The sequence below is a fragment of the Streptomyces sp. NPDC001663 genome, from assembly GCF_042893105.1.
Taxonomy (GTDB): Bacteria; Actinomycetota; Actinomycetes; order Streptomycetales; family Streptomycetaceae; genus Streptomyces.
Genome location: NZ_JBIAUR010000010.1, coordinates 375,156 through 390,454, shown reverse-complemented (window position 1 = coordinate 390,454; position 15,299 = coordinate 375,156). Strand labels below are relative to the sequence as shown.

At 70.2% G+C, this 15,299-nt stretch carries 14 protein-coding genes; 8 read left to right on the top strand and 6 right to left on the bottom strand.

Annotated elements, in window-relative coordinates:
• The first annotated feature begins 64 nt into the window (after window positions 1–64).
• A complete protein-coding gene (locus ACFY1L_RS31925) occupies window positions 65–2,842 on the top strand; it encodes an alpha/beta hydrolase family protein (protein ID WP_388831749.1) in 2,778 nt (925 codons plus the stop codon).
• Window positions 2,843–2,899: 57 nt separating this feature from the next.
• Here the strand turns inward: ACFY1L_RS31925 and ACFY1L_RS31920 are convergent, their stop codons facing one another.
• From ACFY1L_RS31920 to ACFY1L_RS31910, 3 genes are all read right to left on the bottom strand, one after another.
• Window positions 2,900–3,292 (bottom strand): PPOX class F420-dependent oxidoreductase, encoded by a 393-nt coding sequence (locus ACFY1L_RS31920; protein ID WP_388831747.1) that lies wholly within the window; start codon window positions 3,290–3,292, stop codon window positions 2,900–2,902.
• Window positions 3,293–3,301: 9 nt separating this feature from the next.
• Window positions 3,302–4,060 (bottom strand): type 1 glutamine amidotransferase domain-containing protein, encoded by a 759-nt coding sequence (locus tag ACFY1L_RS31915; RefSeq protein ID WP_388831745.1) that lies wholly within the window; start codon window positions 4,058–4,060, stop codon window positions 3,302–3,304.
• A gap of 68 nt (window positions 4,061–4,128) precedes the next feature.
• Window positions 4,129–5,307 (bottom strand): MalY/PatB family protein, encoded by a 1,179-nt coding sequence (locus ACFY1L_RS31910; RefSeq protein ID WP_388831743.1) that lies wholly within the window; start codon window positions 5,305–5,307, stop codon window positions 4,129–4,131.
• A gap of 25 nt (window positions 5,308–5,332) precedes the next feature.
• Here ACFY1L_RS31910 and ACFY1L_RS31905 point away from each other — a divergent pair, with 25 nt between their 5' ends.
• The 3 genes from ACFY1L_RS31905 (at window position 5,333) to ACFY1L_RS31895 (ending at window position 8,712) form a co-directional block, all read left to right on the top strand.
• Window positions 5,333–6,340 carry a hypothetical protein gene (locus ACFY1L_RS31905; RefSeq protein ID WP_388831741.1) on the top strand — a complete coding sequence of 336 codons (1,008 nt, stop codon included), beginning with the start codon at window positions 5,333–5,335 and terminating at the stop codon, window positions 6,338–6,340.
• A gap of 54 nt (window positions 6,341–6,394) precedes the next feature.
• Window positions 6,395–7,216 carry an SAM-dependent methyltransferase gene (locus tag ACFY1L_RS31900; protein WP_388831739.1) on the top strand — a complete coding sequence of 274 codons (822 nt, stop codon included), beginning with the start codon at window positions 6,395–6,397 and terminating at the stop codon, window positions 7,214–7,216.
• 113 nt (window positions 7,217–7,329) lie between these two features.
• The gene (locus tag ACFY1L_RS31895) at window positions 7,330–8,712 is read left to right on the top strand and encodes a S1 family peptidase (RefSeq protein ID WP_388831737.1); all 1,383 of its coding nucleotides are present in this window, start codon (window positions 7,330–7,332) and stop codon (window positions 8,710–8,712) included.
• Window positions 8,713–8,917: 205 nt separating this feature from the next.
• On the opposite strand, the gene ACFY1L_RS31890 is transcribed toward ACFY1L_RS31895, so the two are convergent.
• The 3 genes from ACFY1L_RS31890 to ACFY1L_RS31880 form a co-directional block, all read right to left on the bottom strand.
• Window positions 8,918–9,106 (bottom strand): hypothetical protein, encoded by a 189-nt coding sequence (locus tag ACFY1L_RS31890; RefSeq protein ID WP_388831735.1) that lies wholly within the window; start codon window positions 9,104–9,106, stop codon window positions 8,918–8,920.
• Window positions 9,107–9,168: 62 nt separating this feature from the next.
• Window positions 9,169–9,354: a hypothetical protein gene (locus ACFY1L_RS31885; RefSeq protein WP_388831733.1), complete on the bottom strand. Its 186-nt coding sequence runs from the start codon at window positions 9,352–9,354 to the stop codon at window positions 9,169–9,171.
• Window positions 9,355–9,453: 99 nt separating this feature from the next.
• Window positions 9,454–10,614, bottom strand: coding sequence for an ROK family protein (locus ACFY1L_RS31880; RefSeq protein ID WP_388831731.1), 1,161 nt, complete (start codon window positions 10,612–10,614; stop codon window positions 9,454–9,456).
• Window positions 10,615–10,781: 167 nt separating this feature from the next.
• Between ACFY1L_RS31880 and ACFY1L_RS31875 the strand changes: the two genes are divergently transcribed.
• The 4 genes from ACFY1L_RS31875 to ACFY1L_RS31860 are packed head-to-tail and all read left to right on the top strand — an operon-like array spanning window position 10,782 to window position 15,290.
• A complete protein-coding gene (locus tag ACFY1L_RS31875; RefSeq protein ID WP_388831729.1) occupies window positions 10,782–11,747 on the top strand; it encodes a carbohydrate ABC transporter permease in 966 nt (321 codons plus the stop codon).
• 18 nt (window positions 11,748–11,765) lie between these two features.
• A complete protein-coding gene (locus ACFY1L_RS31870) occupies window positions 11,766–12,689 on the top strand; it encodes a carbohydrate ABC transporter permease (protein ID WP_388831727.1) in 924 nt (307 codons plus the stop codon).
• A gap of 10 nt (window positions 12,690–12,699) precedes the next feature.
• Window positions 12,700–14,049: an ABC transporter substrate-binding protein gene (locus ACFY1L_RS31865; RefSeq protein WP_388831725.1), complete on the top strand. Its 1,350-nt coding sequence runs from the start codon at window positions 12,700–12,702 to the stop codon at window positions 14,047–14,049.
• 38 nt (window positions 14,050–14,087) lie between these two features.
• Window positions 14,088–15,290, top strand: coding sequence for a Gfo/Idh/MocA family protein (locus ACFY1L_RS31860; protein WP_388831723.1), 1,203 nt, complete (start codon window positions 14,088–14,090; stop codon window positions 15,288–15,290).
• The last annotated feature ends 9 nt before the right edge of the window (window positions 15,291–15,299 follow it).

Below are 15,299 nucleotides of genomic sequence, written 5' to 3'. Positions count from 1 at the left end.
CGAGACGCAAGAGGCCCCCGCTGACCAACGGGGCGCCTGTGCTCATGACTTGAGGAGGGCAACCTTGTTCCGTGCCCGGCGAATATGGGTCACCGCTCTGGCGGTGCTCGCGATGGCGGGGGGATCGCCAGGGCTGGCACAGGCGGCACCGCCGTCGGACGCCAGACCGACGGCGGCGGCCGACGACGACGGCGGTCTGCCGCCGGGCTGGCGGATCACCGGGGGAGGTGACGCACGGCAGCTCGTCTGGCGCTCGACGGCGCCGGTCGCGATGGGGGACGCGCGCGTCGACTTCTACGCCGGGGACCGGCTGCTCGGCCACCCGACCCCCGGAAAGGACGGGCGCACGTACCGCCTCGACCTCGAACGGGCCCAGGTGGCAGGCCAGCTGACGGATCTTCATATACGCGCGGGCGGGCGCCAGTTGGATGCCGCAGGCCGCACCGAGACTCCGCGCGGCCGGAGCGCGGCGGCAGCCGCGCAGCCGCCCGCCCCGCTCCCGGCGAACTCGGTCGACCCCGGCAAGCCGGGCTCGTACCGCACGGCCACCGGGGAGTACGACCTCGACCCGGTGAAGCTGCCCGGCTTCCCCGAGCCGGTCGAGATGCGTGCCGTGGTGGTCGCGCCCAAGGGCGCCACCGGGCCCCGGCCGCTCGCCCTGTTCCTGCACGGCCGCCACTCCACCTGCTACAAGGGCGACGACGTCACCGGCGACTGGCCCTGCCCGGCCGGCACCAAGCCGATCCCGAGCTACCGGGGCTATCTGCGCGACCAGCAACTCCTGGCCTCCCAGGGCTATATGACGGTGTCGATCTCCGCCAACGGCATCAACGCCCAGGACTACGCCGCCGAGGACGGCGGCGCCCAGGCCCGCTCCTCGCTGGTACGGCAGCACCTGGCCCGCTGGGCCGACTGGGCCGCCCACCCGGCCTCTGCACCCGCGGTCGTACGCAACGCGCCGAAGGCGGACCTGTCCCGGGTCCTGCTCGTCGGCCACTCGCGCGGCGGCGAGGGCGTGAACCGCGCGGCCATGGACAGCCTCTACCCGGCGCCGGCCGCGCAGGACGGGTACCACGGCCCGGTGCGCTGGCACATTCGCGGCACCGTCCTGATCGGACCGACGATCTTCGGCCAGAATCCGGTCGCGGACGTGCCGTCGGCGACGATCCTGCCGGGGTGCGACGGCGACGTGTCCGACCTCCAGGGCGAGGTGTTCGTCGACGGCACCCGCTCGGTCAGCAGCGGCAAGGCTCTGCACAGTGCCGTGTACGTGGTCGGCGCGAACCACAACTTCTTCAACACGGAGTGGACTCCGGGACAGGCCCAGGCGCCCTCGGACGACGACTTCTACAACGACCCCGAGCACCGGGACCCGGTGTGCTCGCCGGGCACCGCGACCCGGCTGACCGCGAACCAGCAGCACAAGGCGGGCAGCACGTACATCGCCGCGGCGGCGCGGCTGTTCGTCGCCGGTGACGACCGTGTACGGCCGCTGCTCGACGGCTCGGGCAAGCGGGCGCCCTCGGCCGACCCGGCGCGGGTGCTCACCCACGCTGTCGGCGCGAACCGCGGCGGCGGCTTCCTGCCGGACGGCAAGTTCACGGTGACCGGCGGACGGCTGTGCTCGGCCGTGGACCCGGACAACCACGTGGCCTGCCTCGGATCCGGGGCGAAGGGGGCCTCCCCGCACTTCGCGCAGTGGGAGACGGAACGCGAGGTCGGCCGACGCGCGGTCGCGCTGAACTGGTCGGCGCCCGGATCCGCCGTGAAGCTGCGTCCGGGAACCCCCGTCGCACTCACCGGTTCCAAGGACCTCGCCCTGCGGGTGATCGTGCCGCCCAACTCGACCGGCACCAAGCTCGACGTGTCCCTCACCGACACCCACGGCAAGCGGGCCGGCCTCGGCCGCGTCCGGGTCGACGGACTGCCGGGCACCGGGCGCACGGCCTCCTACTGGGCGCGCGAAGTCCGCGTCCCGCTGACCGCCGCGTCCCGTGCCGGACTCGACCTCAAGCACGTCAAGTCCCTTGAACTGACGCCGCGTTCGACCAAGGGACAGGCCTGGCTGATGGACGCCTGGGGCTGGCGCCCGGGCACCCCGGCGGTGCGGGAGGCCGCGCTGCCGCGAGTCGACATCGGCCGTACGACGGTCAAGGAGGGCGACTCGGGCGTCCGTACGTACCAGGTGCCGGTGCAGGTGTCCGGCCAGGGCGGCGGACAGGTGCGGGTGTACGTCGTCGACCCGGCCACCGGCAAGACGAAGCAACACCTGGTCACGGTGCGTCCGGGCGGCCACGACATCGACGTACCGGTGCAGGTGAAGGGCAACACGCGCTTCTCCTACGACGTGGACAACACGGTGCTCGTGAAGGCCGTGCGGGGCGCTGTCATCGGCTCTTACCGCGGCGGCGTCACCGTGGAGAACGACGACCCCATGCCGACGATCGGCGTGACGCCGGTGGCGGACCGGGTGGCCGAGGGGCAACCCCTGAAGTGGAAGGTGACGCTGTCCGAGGCCGCGGATGTGGACATCTATCCGTACTTCGTCGTCCAGCCGGTCACCGGTGGTCCGGAGCTGTCCACGAAGGACGTCGACCCGGCGTGGCTCGACTCCGTCTCGGGTGAGACGCCGGATCCGGAGCGGCCGCTGTCCCAGGTGAAGTACCTGACCCTGTTCGCGGAGGTACCTGCGGGGAAGCCGAGCGCGGAGGTGAGCCTGCCCACGGTCAAGGACCAGGTGACCGAGCCTGCCGAGTCCGTCCGCTTCCAGCTGACCGACGACAACGGGAATCCGCAGCCGGGCGGGCCCGTACTGAGCGGCACGGTGCTGGACGCCTCGTAGGCCGGGATCGAAGGGTGTGACGACCGCGCGGTTCTCCTCGGAGGGCCGCGCGGTTCGTCATGCGGTCGGGTCCAGGGTCACGCGGATCCCGACGGTCCCCTTCAGGCCGCGGCGCAGTCGGCTGCCGAGAAGGGTCAGACGGCCGACGATGCCGTACTTGCGGGCGATCAGCTCGCGATAGCGCGCGACGGTCGCCTCGTCGGTGATCTCGGCAGTGGCGGGGTTCTGGGCGCCGGTCGGGTTGCCGCGCAGGTCGCAGGGGCCGACGAGGATGTCGCCGCGGGCCCGGATGCGCTTCACCTTCCAGGAGTCGGCGGTCGTCCACACGCCGAGCGTGTCCCCGTCGCGCACCACCCACACCGGTGTGGCGACCGGGGTGCCGCTCTTGCGGTAGCTGGTGACCAGCAGATACTTGCCCGCGCCGAGCCGCTCCAACACCGTGTTGTCCATGACAGAAGTCTAGGCACCCGTCGGCTTCCGGAGGAGTTCGAGGTAGCGGCGGGCGAAGAGGTAGGCGTCCCCGGGCCAGCGCGCCGACACATAGGTGCCGTCCCGGACGACGAAGGCGTGGGTGTCGTCCGTCTCGGTGCCGCGCTGGGTGAGGACCCGGGGGCCGCGTTCGAACTGGGCGGCCGGGTCGGCGAGGGCCGAGCGCACCTCGTCCTCCACGTACGCCGGGTACGTGCGGTAGTAGCGGCCGAGGCGCCAGGCGGTGGTCAGGTAGGCGGTGCGTTCCATGTACTTGGGCAGGCAGGTGGTGCGGCGGTCGGCCAGGACACTGCGCCCGGTGCCGGGGTCCTGGGTGCGGGCCAGGACCAGCACGCCGTGGCAGATCGCGCCGACCGGCCGGCCGAGCGCCCAGAACCGGGCCACCTGTTGCTGCAGCTCGGCGGATCCGAGGTACTGCCGCATGCCGGGCGCGTGTCCGCCCGGCAGCAGCAGTCCGTCGTACGCCGAGACGTCGACGTCGGCCCAGGCGGCCGTGGCGGCGAACTCCGGTGCCCGGGTGAGCTGTTCGTAGCAGCGTTTGGGCTCGTCCGCCGCTCCGAGCTGCCCGAAGAGCACGCCGGTCAGCAGGCGGGGATCGGCCGCGGGCCGGGTGCCGGCGCGCTCGGTGGCGAAGACGACCTCGTGCCCGGCGTCGGTGAGCAGCCGCCAGGGCACGGCCACCTCGGTGACGTCGAAGTCGTGGTCGGGGACGGGCATCAGCACACGCATGGGCCCATCATGCAGCGCTGTCACGTGTCCATGACACCCGACCCCGGCGTCCAGCACGACCGCCGCGCTCAGCCGAGCGCCGCCGCCATCCGCCGTACGCCCTCGGTGAGCACCTCGGGTGAGGTCGCCAGGTTCAGGCGTACGTACCCGGCCCCTCCCGTCCCGAAGGGGATCCCGGAGTTCAGCGCCACCCGTCCGCGCTCCAGGAAGACCTCGGCGGGGTCGTCGCCGAGGCCGAGCGTGCGGCAGTCGAGCCAGGCGAAGTACGTGCCCTCGCCCGGCCGGTGGGTGAGGGCGGGGAGGTGTCGGGCAAGGAGGTCGGTGAGCAGGCGCCGGTTGTCGTCGAGGCCGGCGAGCAGGGCATCGAGCCAGGCGGTGCCGTCCCGGAGGGCGGCGGTGTGGGCGATGACGCCGACGTGGCTGGGCCCGTGGCTGACCTCCTCGGGCAGCCGGGCGAGGTCGGCGGCGGCCTCGGGGCCCGCGATCGCGACCGCGGCCTTGAGCCCCGCCAGATTCCACGCCTTCGACGCGGACATGAGGGACAGACCGCTCTGCGCGCCGGGGACGCTCAGATACGGCACGAAGTCGACGCCCGCCGCGGTCAGCGGCCCGTGGATCTCGTCGGCGACCACCCGCACGCCGTACCGGTCGGCGAGGGCGGCGACGGCTGCCAGTTCCTCGGCGGTGTGCACGGTGCCGGTCGGGTTGTGCGGGCTGCACAGCAGGTAGGCGGCCCGGCGGCCGCCCGCGACGGCCTGCTGGAAGGCCGCCTCCAGCGTGCCGAAGTCGATGCGCAGGTCCGCACCGAGCGGAGCCTCGAGGACCTGCCGGTCCATGTGCTCGACGAACTGGAAGAACGGCGGATACACGGGCGAGTTGACGACCACCGGGTCCCCGTGCCCGGTGACCAGCCTGAGCATCTCGACAACACCCAGCATGACGTCCGGCACGATCGCGGTGCGCTCCACCGCGAGCCCGCCCCACCCCCACCGCTTGTCCGCGAAGCCGGCCAGCGCCTCGGCGTAGGCGGTGCCCGCGGGATATCCGGTGTCCCCGGCCTCGAGTGCCTGGTTGACTGCGGTGACGACGGGTTCGGCGAGGGGTACGTCCATTTCGGCCACCCACAGTGGCAGCACGTCGGCCGGGTAGGTGCGCCATTTCATGCTCGTACGACATCGCAGACGGTCGAGGGAGAGTGCGCGCAGGGGATTCGGTTCACCGGACGTGTCGTGCGGGATGCTGGTCATGGGGCACAAGATAGGGGGCCGTGGTGTGACCTGGAACGTCCTGGAAGTCGGCTGCGACGAGTCGGGGTCGGACGGCGAGAACCTGACCGGCGGGAACACCGATGTGTTCGCGCACGCCAGTGTGCGGCTGCCCGTCGATTCCGCGGCCGGATATGTACAGGAGGTCCGGGACCGGATTCGCTCCCCCGCGTCGGAGTACAAGGCCAATCACCTGCTCCGGGAGAAGCATCGGGCGGTGCTGGAATGGCTGCTCGCGCCCGAGGGGCCGATACACGGGGCCGCCCATGTGCATCTGACGGAGAAGGCGTTCTTCGTCGTGGACCGGGCCACCGATCTGCTGCTCGGTGAGAGTGCCGCGGCCCTGGTGCTGTTCCGCGAGGGGCGGCGGGTGTTCGGGGACGAGCAATGGCAGGAATTCCTGGAGGCGGCCAACCAGCTTCTGCGGGTCAGGAACGACGGGGAACCGTCGCAGCCCGCAGACGTCTTCTTCCGTACGGTGGACGATTTGCGGCGCGCGCATTCCGGTACGGAAGTCGCGCCGGTCCTGGAAAGGCTGGCGGCGACCCGTTCTCGCGCCGATTCCTACCGGGCCGCGATTGTCGCCGGTCCGACCCTGGTTCCGGTGCTCAATCCGCTGCTGCCCGCCATCGTCAAAACCGCCGCCTACTGGAGTGCGGGCGGCCGCCCCGTCCATCTGGTGCACGACCGGCAGAACATGCTGACGCCGGAGCGCATCGCCTGGATCGAGGAGACGGCGCGGCTGGCCGGAATCGGGCTCGACGGAATGCGGCTCGTGCAGGCCCGGCTCGATCCGCGGGTGCAACTGGCCGACTTCCTCGCCGGAATCGCCCGCAAACTCGCCTCCGACGAACTGAACCGCCGGGCGGACCCGGCACTGACCGCGCTGCTGCGCCCGTACGTGGATACGGCGTCCGTGTGGGGCGACGAGGCCAGCTGGGCGATGCTCGGGGGAGAAAACAGGTCAGAAAACACCCGCTCCGCCCCCTCGGCAGACATCAACTCCGCCGTCTAGATTGCCGGTTGTCGTCGTACGATCGCACCACCAGGCACTCCAGGAGCTGAGCCCGTGACGGAGAAACCGGCAGCCACGGAAGAACCCGCCGCGGCACTGCGCAGACGTATCGACACACTGCGCCCGCACACGGCCCGGATCTGGAACTACTGGCTGGGTGGCGGTGACTACTACGAGGTCGACCGGGTCGCCGGTGACCGGATCCGCGAACTGCACCCGGACATCGGCGAGTACGCCCTCGCCGACCGGCTGTTCCTGGGACGCGCCGTGCACCATCTGGTCACCGACGTCGGCATACGGCAGTTCCTCGACATAGGCACCGGGCTGCCCACGGCCGACAACACGCACGAGGTCGCCCAGCGGCTGTCCCCGGACGCCAGGGTCGTCTACGTCGACAACGACCCGCTGGTCCTGGCCCACGCCCGTGCGCTGCTCACCAGCACGCCCGAGGGCCGTACGGACCACCTGGACGCGGATCTGCGCGAGCCCGAGGCGATCCTGGAGCGCGCCGCCGAGACGCTGGACCTCAGCCGGCCGGTCGCGCTGATGCTGCTCGGGGTGGTCATCTTCCTCGGCGACGACGAGGACCCGTACGGCGTGGTGCGGCGGCTCATGGACGCGCTGCCGTCCGGCAGTCATCTCGTGCTGTCCCACACCATCACGAGTCCGGCGCTGCCCGAGGTGGACGAGGCGGTCCGGTTCTGGAACGAGCACGGCACACCGACGCTGACCCAGCGCACCCCCGAGGACGTCGCCCGGTTCTTCGACGGACTGGAGCTGCTGAATCCCGGGGTGGTGTCGTGCTCGCACTGGCGGGCGGAGCGTCCGGACGTGCCGGAAGTGGCCATCCACGGCGGAGTGGGCCGCAAGAGGTAGAAGATCGTCCGTTCGCTGAACGCGGACGCCCCCGGACACGTATGGAGAGAGGGCGCTCAACGACCGGAGTGCCCCGCGGTGTTGAACCGCGCGTTCGGGTACGGGAGCCATGCATGAGGCACGCACGACGACGGATCGTCCGGCGAGTGACGCGGCTGGCGGCCGTCGGCGGACTCCTCCTCGGAGGAGCGATGGTCACGCAGGCCGCCATGGCGAGCGAGACCCCCGGCACCTCCGCGCTGCCGTTCAGCGCCTCCGGGACCTCGGACAACCCCGGCGCCGCGCTTGTCTCCCAGCTCGGCACCTCCCGTACGGCGGGCACCTGGATCGGCGCCGACGGGCGTCCGGTCGTCGCGGTGACCGACAAGGAGGCGGCCGCCCAGGCCGCGCGCGCGGGCGTCGAGGCGAAGATGGTCGGCCACAGCATGAACGAGCTGAAGGCGGCCACCAAGACGCTGCGCTCGGCGCCCCGGGTGGCCGGCACGGCCTGGGTCATGGACTACCAGACGAACCAGGTGGTGGTGCAGGCCGACAGCACCGTCTCGGCCGGCGACTGGTCGAGCATGACCAAGGTTGCGAGCGGTATCGGCTCCTACGTCCGTATGGAGCGCACGCAGGGCAAGTTCACGACCCGGCTCAACGGGGCGCAGCCGATCCTGTCGACCGGCGGACGCTGCTCGGCGGGCTTCAACGTGACCAACGGGCAGAGCGACTTCATCCTCACCGCCGGGCACTGCGGACCCACCGGGTCGACGTGGTTCGCGGACAACCAGGGCAACCAGCAGCTGGGCAAGACGGTCCAGCAGAACTTCCCCGGCAGCGACTTCTCCCTGGTCCAGTACGCGAGCGGCTCGGCCGGCCAGGGCGCCGACATCGTGGCCATCGGCAACGGCAACGGGGTGCGCATCACGGGTGTCGGTGATCCGGCCGTCGGGCAGCGCGTGTTCCGCAGCGGCAGCACCAGCGGTCTGCACGACGGCGAGGTCAAGGGGCTCGACGCCACCGTCAACTATCCGGAGGGCACCGTCACCGGCCTCATCGAGACGAACGTGTGCGCCGAGCCCGGGGACAGCGGCGGCCCGATGTTCTCCGACGGCATCGCGCTGGGGGTGACCTCGGGTGGCAGCGGGGACTGCACCTCGGGCGGCACGACGTTCTTCCAGCCGGTGACGAAGGCGATGCAGGCACTCGGCGTCCAGATGATCGTGTCGAAGCAGGCAGCCGCCGGGCAGAGCGCCTCGCCGACGCCCGCGCCGTCCGCCTCCGCCACGCACAGCGCGATCGCACCGGGCTCCACCTCCCCCGGCTCCTCGGCTCCCGTGACGGGCATCGCCGACGGTTCGACCCTGCTGGCCCGGCTGACGAACCCCAGGAACATCGGCCCCGGGATGCTGGTCATCGGCGGCAGCCTGCTCGCTCTGGTGGCCACCCGCTACATCCGCGCCGAACAGGACCGCAAGGCGTATCGGCGTTACTACTCGGCGACTTGGGGCTGAGCCGGCTGAGGACGACCGGGAGGGCCGGGTAGAGGGAGGCGAGGACCACGGCGACGGCGAGCAGCGCCTGGACCGTGAGTCCTCCCGGCAGCCTCAGGCACCGTCCGTGCCGCATCGCGGTGGGCAGCAGCCGAGGGCCGGCACGCCGCACAGCACGGACAGGGCGGCACCGGTCACCGCGCTGACAGGCACGACGACGCTCACCTCAGAACAGGTCGGATGCGCGCACGGTGTCGGCAGTCACAAGGAACGCGGCGGCGCAGGCGAGGACCAGGCCGCCGAGCTGGCCGAGGAAGGTGATCGAGGTGTGGGGCGCGCGGCGGGACAGTAGCCCGCCGACGAAGTCGACGATGCCGTAGCCGACGGCCGAGGCCAGTGCGAGGAGGGGGCCCATCCGGTCAGGGGTGCCCCGGAGCGGGGCGCCGATGCACGGCGGCGGGCCTCAGCCGGTACTGCTCAGGCGGCCCGCGCGGGCTGCGGGGCCGCGGCGGCCCACTCCAGGACGAGGCGCTGGTACTCCTCGCGCTGCTCGCCGCTCAGTGTCCCGCCCGACCGGCGCCACAGGGCCCGGATCTCCTCGTTGACCTCGGCCGCCGAACGATCGGAGCGGGGTTCAACAGTGGTGGACATGCTGTGAAGCATACGGCTCCGGGGGTGAAGGCGCTGTGAGTAAGCTGACACGAATCGGACCTATCGGACGTGTTGCTGATCACGTCCATCTGTCAAGATCCGTCGGCGAGTTCACGCTTCCGCCGCCCCCAGGACCAGCACCTGGATGGCCAGGACGGCGGCGCCGCGGGCCCAGTCGTGAAAGTCGGACACCTTGGTTTCCAACGCGACCGGGGCGGCCATCGGATGCCGGTTGGTCCGGATCGTCTCCTGCACTGTGTCCCCGGCCACGTCCATCAGCCCGACCCCCTCCCCCGCGAGGAGGATCTTCTGCGGCATGGCGAAGTTGGCGATCTGGGCGACCAGGGTGCCGAGGGCGCGCGCCGCCTCGTCGATGACGCGGGTCGGCATGGGCTCGCCGGCGGCGGCCAGGGCGAGGATCTCCTCGTAGCTGTGGTCGCGGCCGGTGGCTGCCCGGATCTGGTAGCGGATGCTGGAGATGGTCAGCAGCGAGACGGCGCTGCCGCGTTCCCCTTCGGGGGTGAGCGGCCCGTCGGGGTTGACGATCCAGTGGCGACCGAAGCCGCGGTCCTCCTCGGCGCAGGGCACCCGCTTGCCGCCCAGGACCAGGCCGTAGCCGATGCCGGCGCCGATGGTGAGGACGACGAAGCGGTCAAGGCCGCGGCCGGCCCCGAACCAGGTCTCGGCCTCGACGAGCGCGGCGACGTCGTTCTCGACGACCACGGGCAGCCCGGTCCGCTCCTCGACGAGTCCGGCCAGCGGGACGTCCCGCCAGTGCAGGAAGGGTGACTCCCCCACCACGGCACGGTCCTCGATCAGGCCGCCCACGCCGATGCCGATGCCGGCGAGACGCGGATGCACGCGGGCGAGCTCGTCCGTCATCTCCGCGAGCAGGTCGGCGACCTCGGCCGGGTCGTGACTGGTCAGCGGGCGGTCGTAGCGGGCGACGATGTCGCTGCGGAGGGTGGTGACGACGCCGTAGACCATGTCGTCGGTGATCTTGTAGCCGATGAAGGAGCGGGACTCGGCGACGACGTCGAGCGGCTGCGAGGGGCGGCCCTGCCGCACCTCCGCGGGGGTGCCGGCCTCGGTGACCTCGATCAGGAGGCCCGACTCGATCAGGGGTTTGGTGAGCCGGGTGAGGCTGCCCTGGGACAGGTCGAGCCGTCGGGCGAGTTCGGTGCGCGACAGCGGGCCGCCCACGAGCACCTCGATCGCCACCGAGCGCTCACCGGGGCTCAGCGGAAGCCAGCTGGCGGCAACTGTGGTCATGAAGGTCAGACTCCCACATGATTTCTTTCGCCGTAAAAGCAACCAGGTCAGAGTAGCGCGCTCAACGGGCCATCCAAATGATGTCTGCAAGCCCCTTGACGGCTCGATTCTTTCGCAACAAAAGTAAGTGGCCGAGGACGAGCCGCCGCAGACGAGGGAGTCTCCCGATGACCATCGCCTCCAGCAGCCCTCCGTCGCGTCTGCCGCTGAGCGGCGCGGAGGGGGCAGGGACCAAGCAGCGGACGGGACGGGCCAGGGCCCGTGAGAGCGGAGGCGACGGGCGGCTTGCCGCGGTGTTCATCGCGCCGGCGCTGCTGGGCTTCACGGTCTTCCTGCTCTGGCCGACGCTGCGGGGCATCTACCTGAGCTTCACCCGCTTCAACCTGCTCACCCCGGCGGAGTGGGTGGGGTTCGACAACTACGTGCGGATGGTCCACGACCCGATCTTCTGGGACTCGTTGAAGGTCACCGTCGAGTACGTGTTCATCAACATCGGCATCCAGACGGTCTCCGCCCTCGCGATCGCCGTGCTGCTGCAGCGGCTGACGCAGTCGGCGGTGCTGCGCGGGATCGTGCTCACGCCGTATCTGATGTCGAACGTCGTGGCCGGCATCGTCTGGCTGTGGATCCTGGACACCCAGCTGGGCATCGGCAACGAGATCATCTCGGCGATCGGGTTCGACCGCATCCCCTTCCTGGCGGACGAGACCTGGGCCATCCCGACGATCGCGCTGATCAATGTGTGGCGGCACGTCGGGTACACCGCGCTGCTGCTGTTCGCCGGACTGCAGGCGATCCCGAACGACGTGTACGAGGCCGCCAAGGTGGACGGCGCGAGCGAGTGGCGGATGTTCTGGCGGATCACGATGCCGCTGCTGCGGCCGGTGCTCGCGGTGGTGCTGATCATGACGGTGATCGGTTCGTTCCAGGTGTTCGACACGGTCGCCGTGACGACCGCGGGCGGCCCGGCGAACGCCACCAACGTGCTGCAGTTCTACATCTACGGCGCCGCGTTCGGCCGCTTCCAGTTCGGCTACGCCTCGGCGATGTCCGTGGCCCTGCTCGTCGTGCTGAGCGCGATCACCGTCCTGCAGTACCGGCTCACCCGGGCCGGGCAGAGCGACCTCGGCTGACGGAAGGGAGACACCGACATGGCTGCCGTGACCACCACTGCAACGACACACATACGGCCCGCAAGGCGCCGGCCCTCCTTCGGACGGGTCGTGGCCTGGGCGGCGATGGCCGCGATCGTGCTCGTCACCCTGCTGCCGTTCTACTGGATCCTGCGCACCGCGCTGTCCACCAACAGCGGCCTGGCCGCCCACCCGGGCCACCCGCTGCCGGTCGATGTGACCGCCGGCGGTTTCGAGCGGGCGCTCGGTCTGCAGTCGACCAAGGAGGCGATCGCGCAGGGCGGGGCGGGCGGCGGGCTGAAGTTCTGGCGCTATCTGCTCAACTCGGTGATCGTCTCGACGCTGATCACCTTCTGCCAGATCTTCTTCTCCTCGATGGCCGCGTACGCCTTCGCGCGGCTGCGCTGGCGCGGCCGGGACAAGGTGTTCGGGCTGTTCCTCGCCGGGCTGATGGTGCCGACCATCTTCACCCTGCTGCCGAACTTCGTGCTCATCAAGCAACTCGGCCTGGTGGACACGCTGTTGGGGATCGCCCTGCCGACGATGTTCATGACGCCGTTCGCGGTGTTCTTCCTGCGGCAGTTCTTCATGAACATCCCCTCCGAGGTGGAGGAGGCGGCGCTGCTCGACGGCGCGGGCAAGGTGCGGATCTTCTTCCGGGTGCTGCTGCCGATGGCGTCCACGCCGATCCTGACGCTGGCCGTGCTGACGTACATCACCGCCTGGAACGACTACTTCTGGCCGCTGATGGTGTCCTACAGCGACAGCTCGCGCGTGCTCACCGTGGCGCTGGCCATCTTCCGGGCGCAGACCCCGCAGACCGGCACCGACTGGTCGGGCCTGATGGCGGCGACGCTCATCGCGGCCCTGCCGATGCTCGCGCTGTTCGGGTTCTTCGCGCGCCGCATCGTCGGCTCCATCAGCTTCACCGGCATCAAGTAAGGGGACGGACATGCGAGTTCGGATGCGTACGGTCGCGGCACTGACCGGAGCGCTGGCGCTGTCCCTGGTGAGCGGCTGCGCAAAGGGCGGGGGCGCCGGGTCGTCGGCGAACACGGTGACGTACTGGCTGTGGGACGCCAACCAGCTGCCCGCCTACCAGGCCTGTGCGAAGGGCTTCGAGAAACAGAACCCGGGCCTGCACGTGAAGATCACGCAGATGGGCTGGGACGACTACTGGACCAAGCTCACCGCGAGCTTCATCGCCGGCACCCAGCCGGACGTGTTCACCGACCACATCCAGAAGTTCGGCCAGTTCGCGGACCTGAAGGTCCTGGAGCCGCTGGACGACCTGGGCATCGACGACTCCGCCTACCAGCCCGGCCTCGCCGCCAACTGGATCGGCCAGGACGGCCACCGGTACGGCGCCCCCAAGGACTGGGACACGGTCGCCCTCTTCTACAACGAGAAGGCGGCCGAGGCGGCCGGCCTCACCGCCGAGGAGCTCAACAACCTGTCCTGGAACCCCAAGGACGGCGGCACCTTCGAGAAGGCCCTTGCGCACCTGACCGTCGACAAGAACGGCAAGCGGGGCGACGAGCCGGGCTTCGACAGGAACAACGTCAAGACCTACGGCCTGGCCAGCAACGGCGGCGGTGACGGCGACGGCCAGACGCAGTGGAGCAACTTCGCCGCCTCCGCGGGCTGGACCTACACCGACAAGAAGCGGTGGGGCACCAAGTACCAGTACGACTCCAAGACCTTCCAGTCGGCCATCAAGTGGTACTTCGGGCTGGCGAGGAAGGGCTATATGGCGCCCTTCACCGCCTACAACTCCCAGTCCAGTCCGGGCAATGCGCAGGTGGCCGCGGGCAAGGCGGCGGCCACGTTCGACGGGGCGTGGATGATCTCCACGTACGCCGGCTTCAAGGGCATGAAGATCGCCACCGCTCTCACCCCCGAGGGCCCCACCGGCAAGCGCGCCACGATGATGAACGGCCTCGCCGACTCCGTCACCAAGAACGCCGGCAACAAGGCGGGCGCGAAGAAGTGGGTCAGGTACCTGTCGTCGGACGAGTGCCAGAGGACGGTGGGCAGTTACGGCATCGTCTTCCCGGCCACGCCCGACGGCACGCAGGCCGCGGTGGCGGCGTACAAGAAGAAGGGCATCGACGTCTCGGCGTTCACCAGGCCGGTCGCCGACAAGAAGGACTTCACGACCTTCTCCTATCCGATCACCAACTACGCGGCCGACGTGTTCGCATTGATGCACCCGGCCATGCAGGACATCTACGGCAACGGCAAGTCCGTGAGCAGCCTGAACCAGACCAACAGCCAGATCAACCTGATTCTCGACCAGTGAGTCGACCTGTCACTCGACCCATGAAGGGTATGCCTTACATGACGTTCTCCCTCGGCATCGTCGGCGCCGGTCAGTTCTCCGGCCAGTTCGCCACGCTGTTCCAGGCCCACCCCGGTGTCGGCGACGTCTACGTCACCGACCTGCTGCCCGAACGGGCCGAACAACTCGCCGCCGCACAGGGGCTGGCGGGCACCTTCCCCTCGTACGAGGCCATGCTGGAGTCCCCGGCCGTCGACGCGGTCGCCATCTTCACGCAGCGCTGGACCCACGGTCCGCTGGTCCTGCAGGGCCTCAACGCGGGCAAGCACGTGTACTCCGCGGTCCCCATGGCGATCGCCACGGAGGAGATCGCCGCCATCATCGACGCGGTCAAGGCGACCGGGCTGACGTACATGATGGGCGAGACCAGTCAGTACAACCCGGCGACCGTGCACGCCCGCAACCAGATCGCCAAGGGCGCGTTCGGGCGGATCTTCTACGCCGAGGGCGACTACGTCCACGACATGGACCTGGGGTTCTACGAGGCCTACCAGTACAGCGGCGGCGAGAACTGGAAGCAGACCGCCAGCTATCCGCCGCTGCTCTACCCCACGCACTCGGTGGGCGGCGTGCTCGGCGCCTGGCAGACGCACGCGGTGAGCGTGTCGGCGATCGGTGTGGTCGACGAGCGCGGTGACGGTGTCTTCGACAAGGACGTCAGCCAGTTCGGCAACGACTTCTCCAACGCGACCGCGCTGTTCGAGGTGGCGGGCGGCGGTTCGTTCCGTACGAACGAGTTCCGGCGGGTCGGCTACCCCTCGCACATCCGGGAGTCGCGTTTCCGGTTCTTCGGCACCGACGCGAGCATGGAGCAGCTCGCGACGGTCGCGCTGTGGCAGGACAAGAAGGGGGTGCAGGACATCAGCGAGCTGCTGGAGCCCAAGCCCACCATGCCTCCTGACGATCCGTCACTCCAGCACATCGCACCGGAACTCCGGGCCGCCTTCACCTCGGGATCGGCGCCGGTGCACGACCGGGCGCGGCTGCCGCGGGAGTTCGACAACCTGCACAACGGACACGAGGGCAGCCACCACTTCCTGGTCGACGACTTCGTGACCGCCGTGAACACGCGGTCGCTGCCGTCGGTGAACGCGTGGGTGGCCGCCCGCTACACCCTGCCGGGCATCGTCGCGCACGATTCGGCACGGCAGGGCGGGACCAGGCTGGAGATCCCGGACTTCGGGGACGCACCCGAGGCGTAGGGCCCGGCT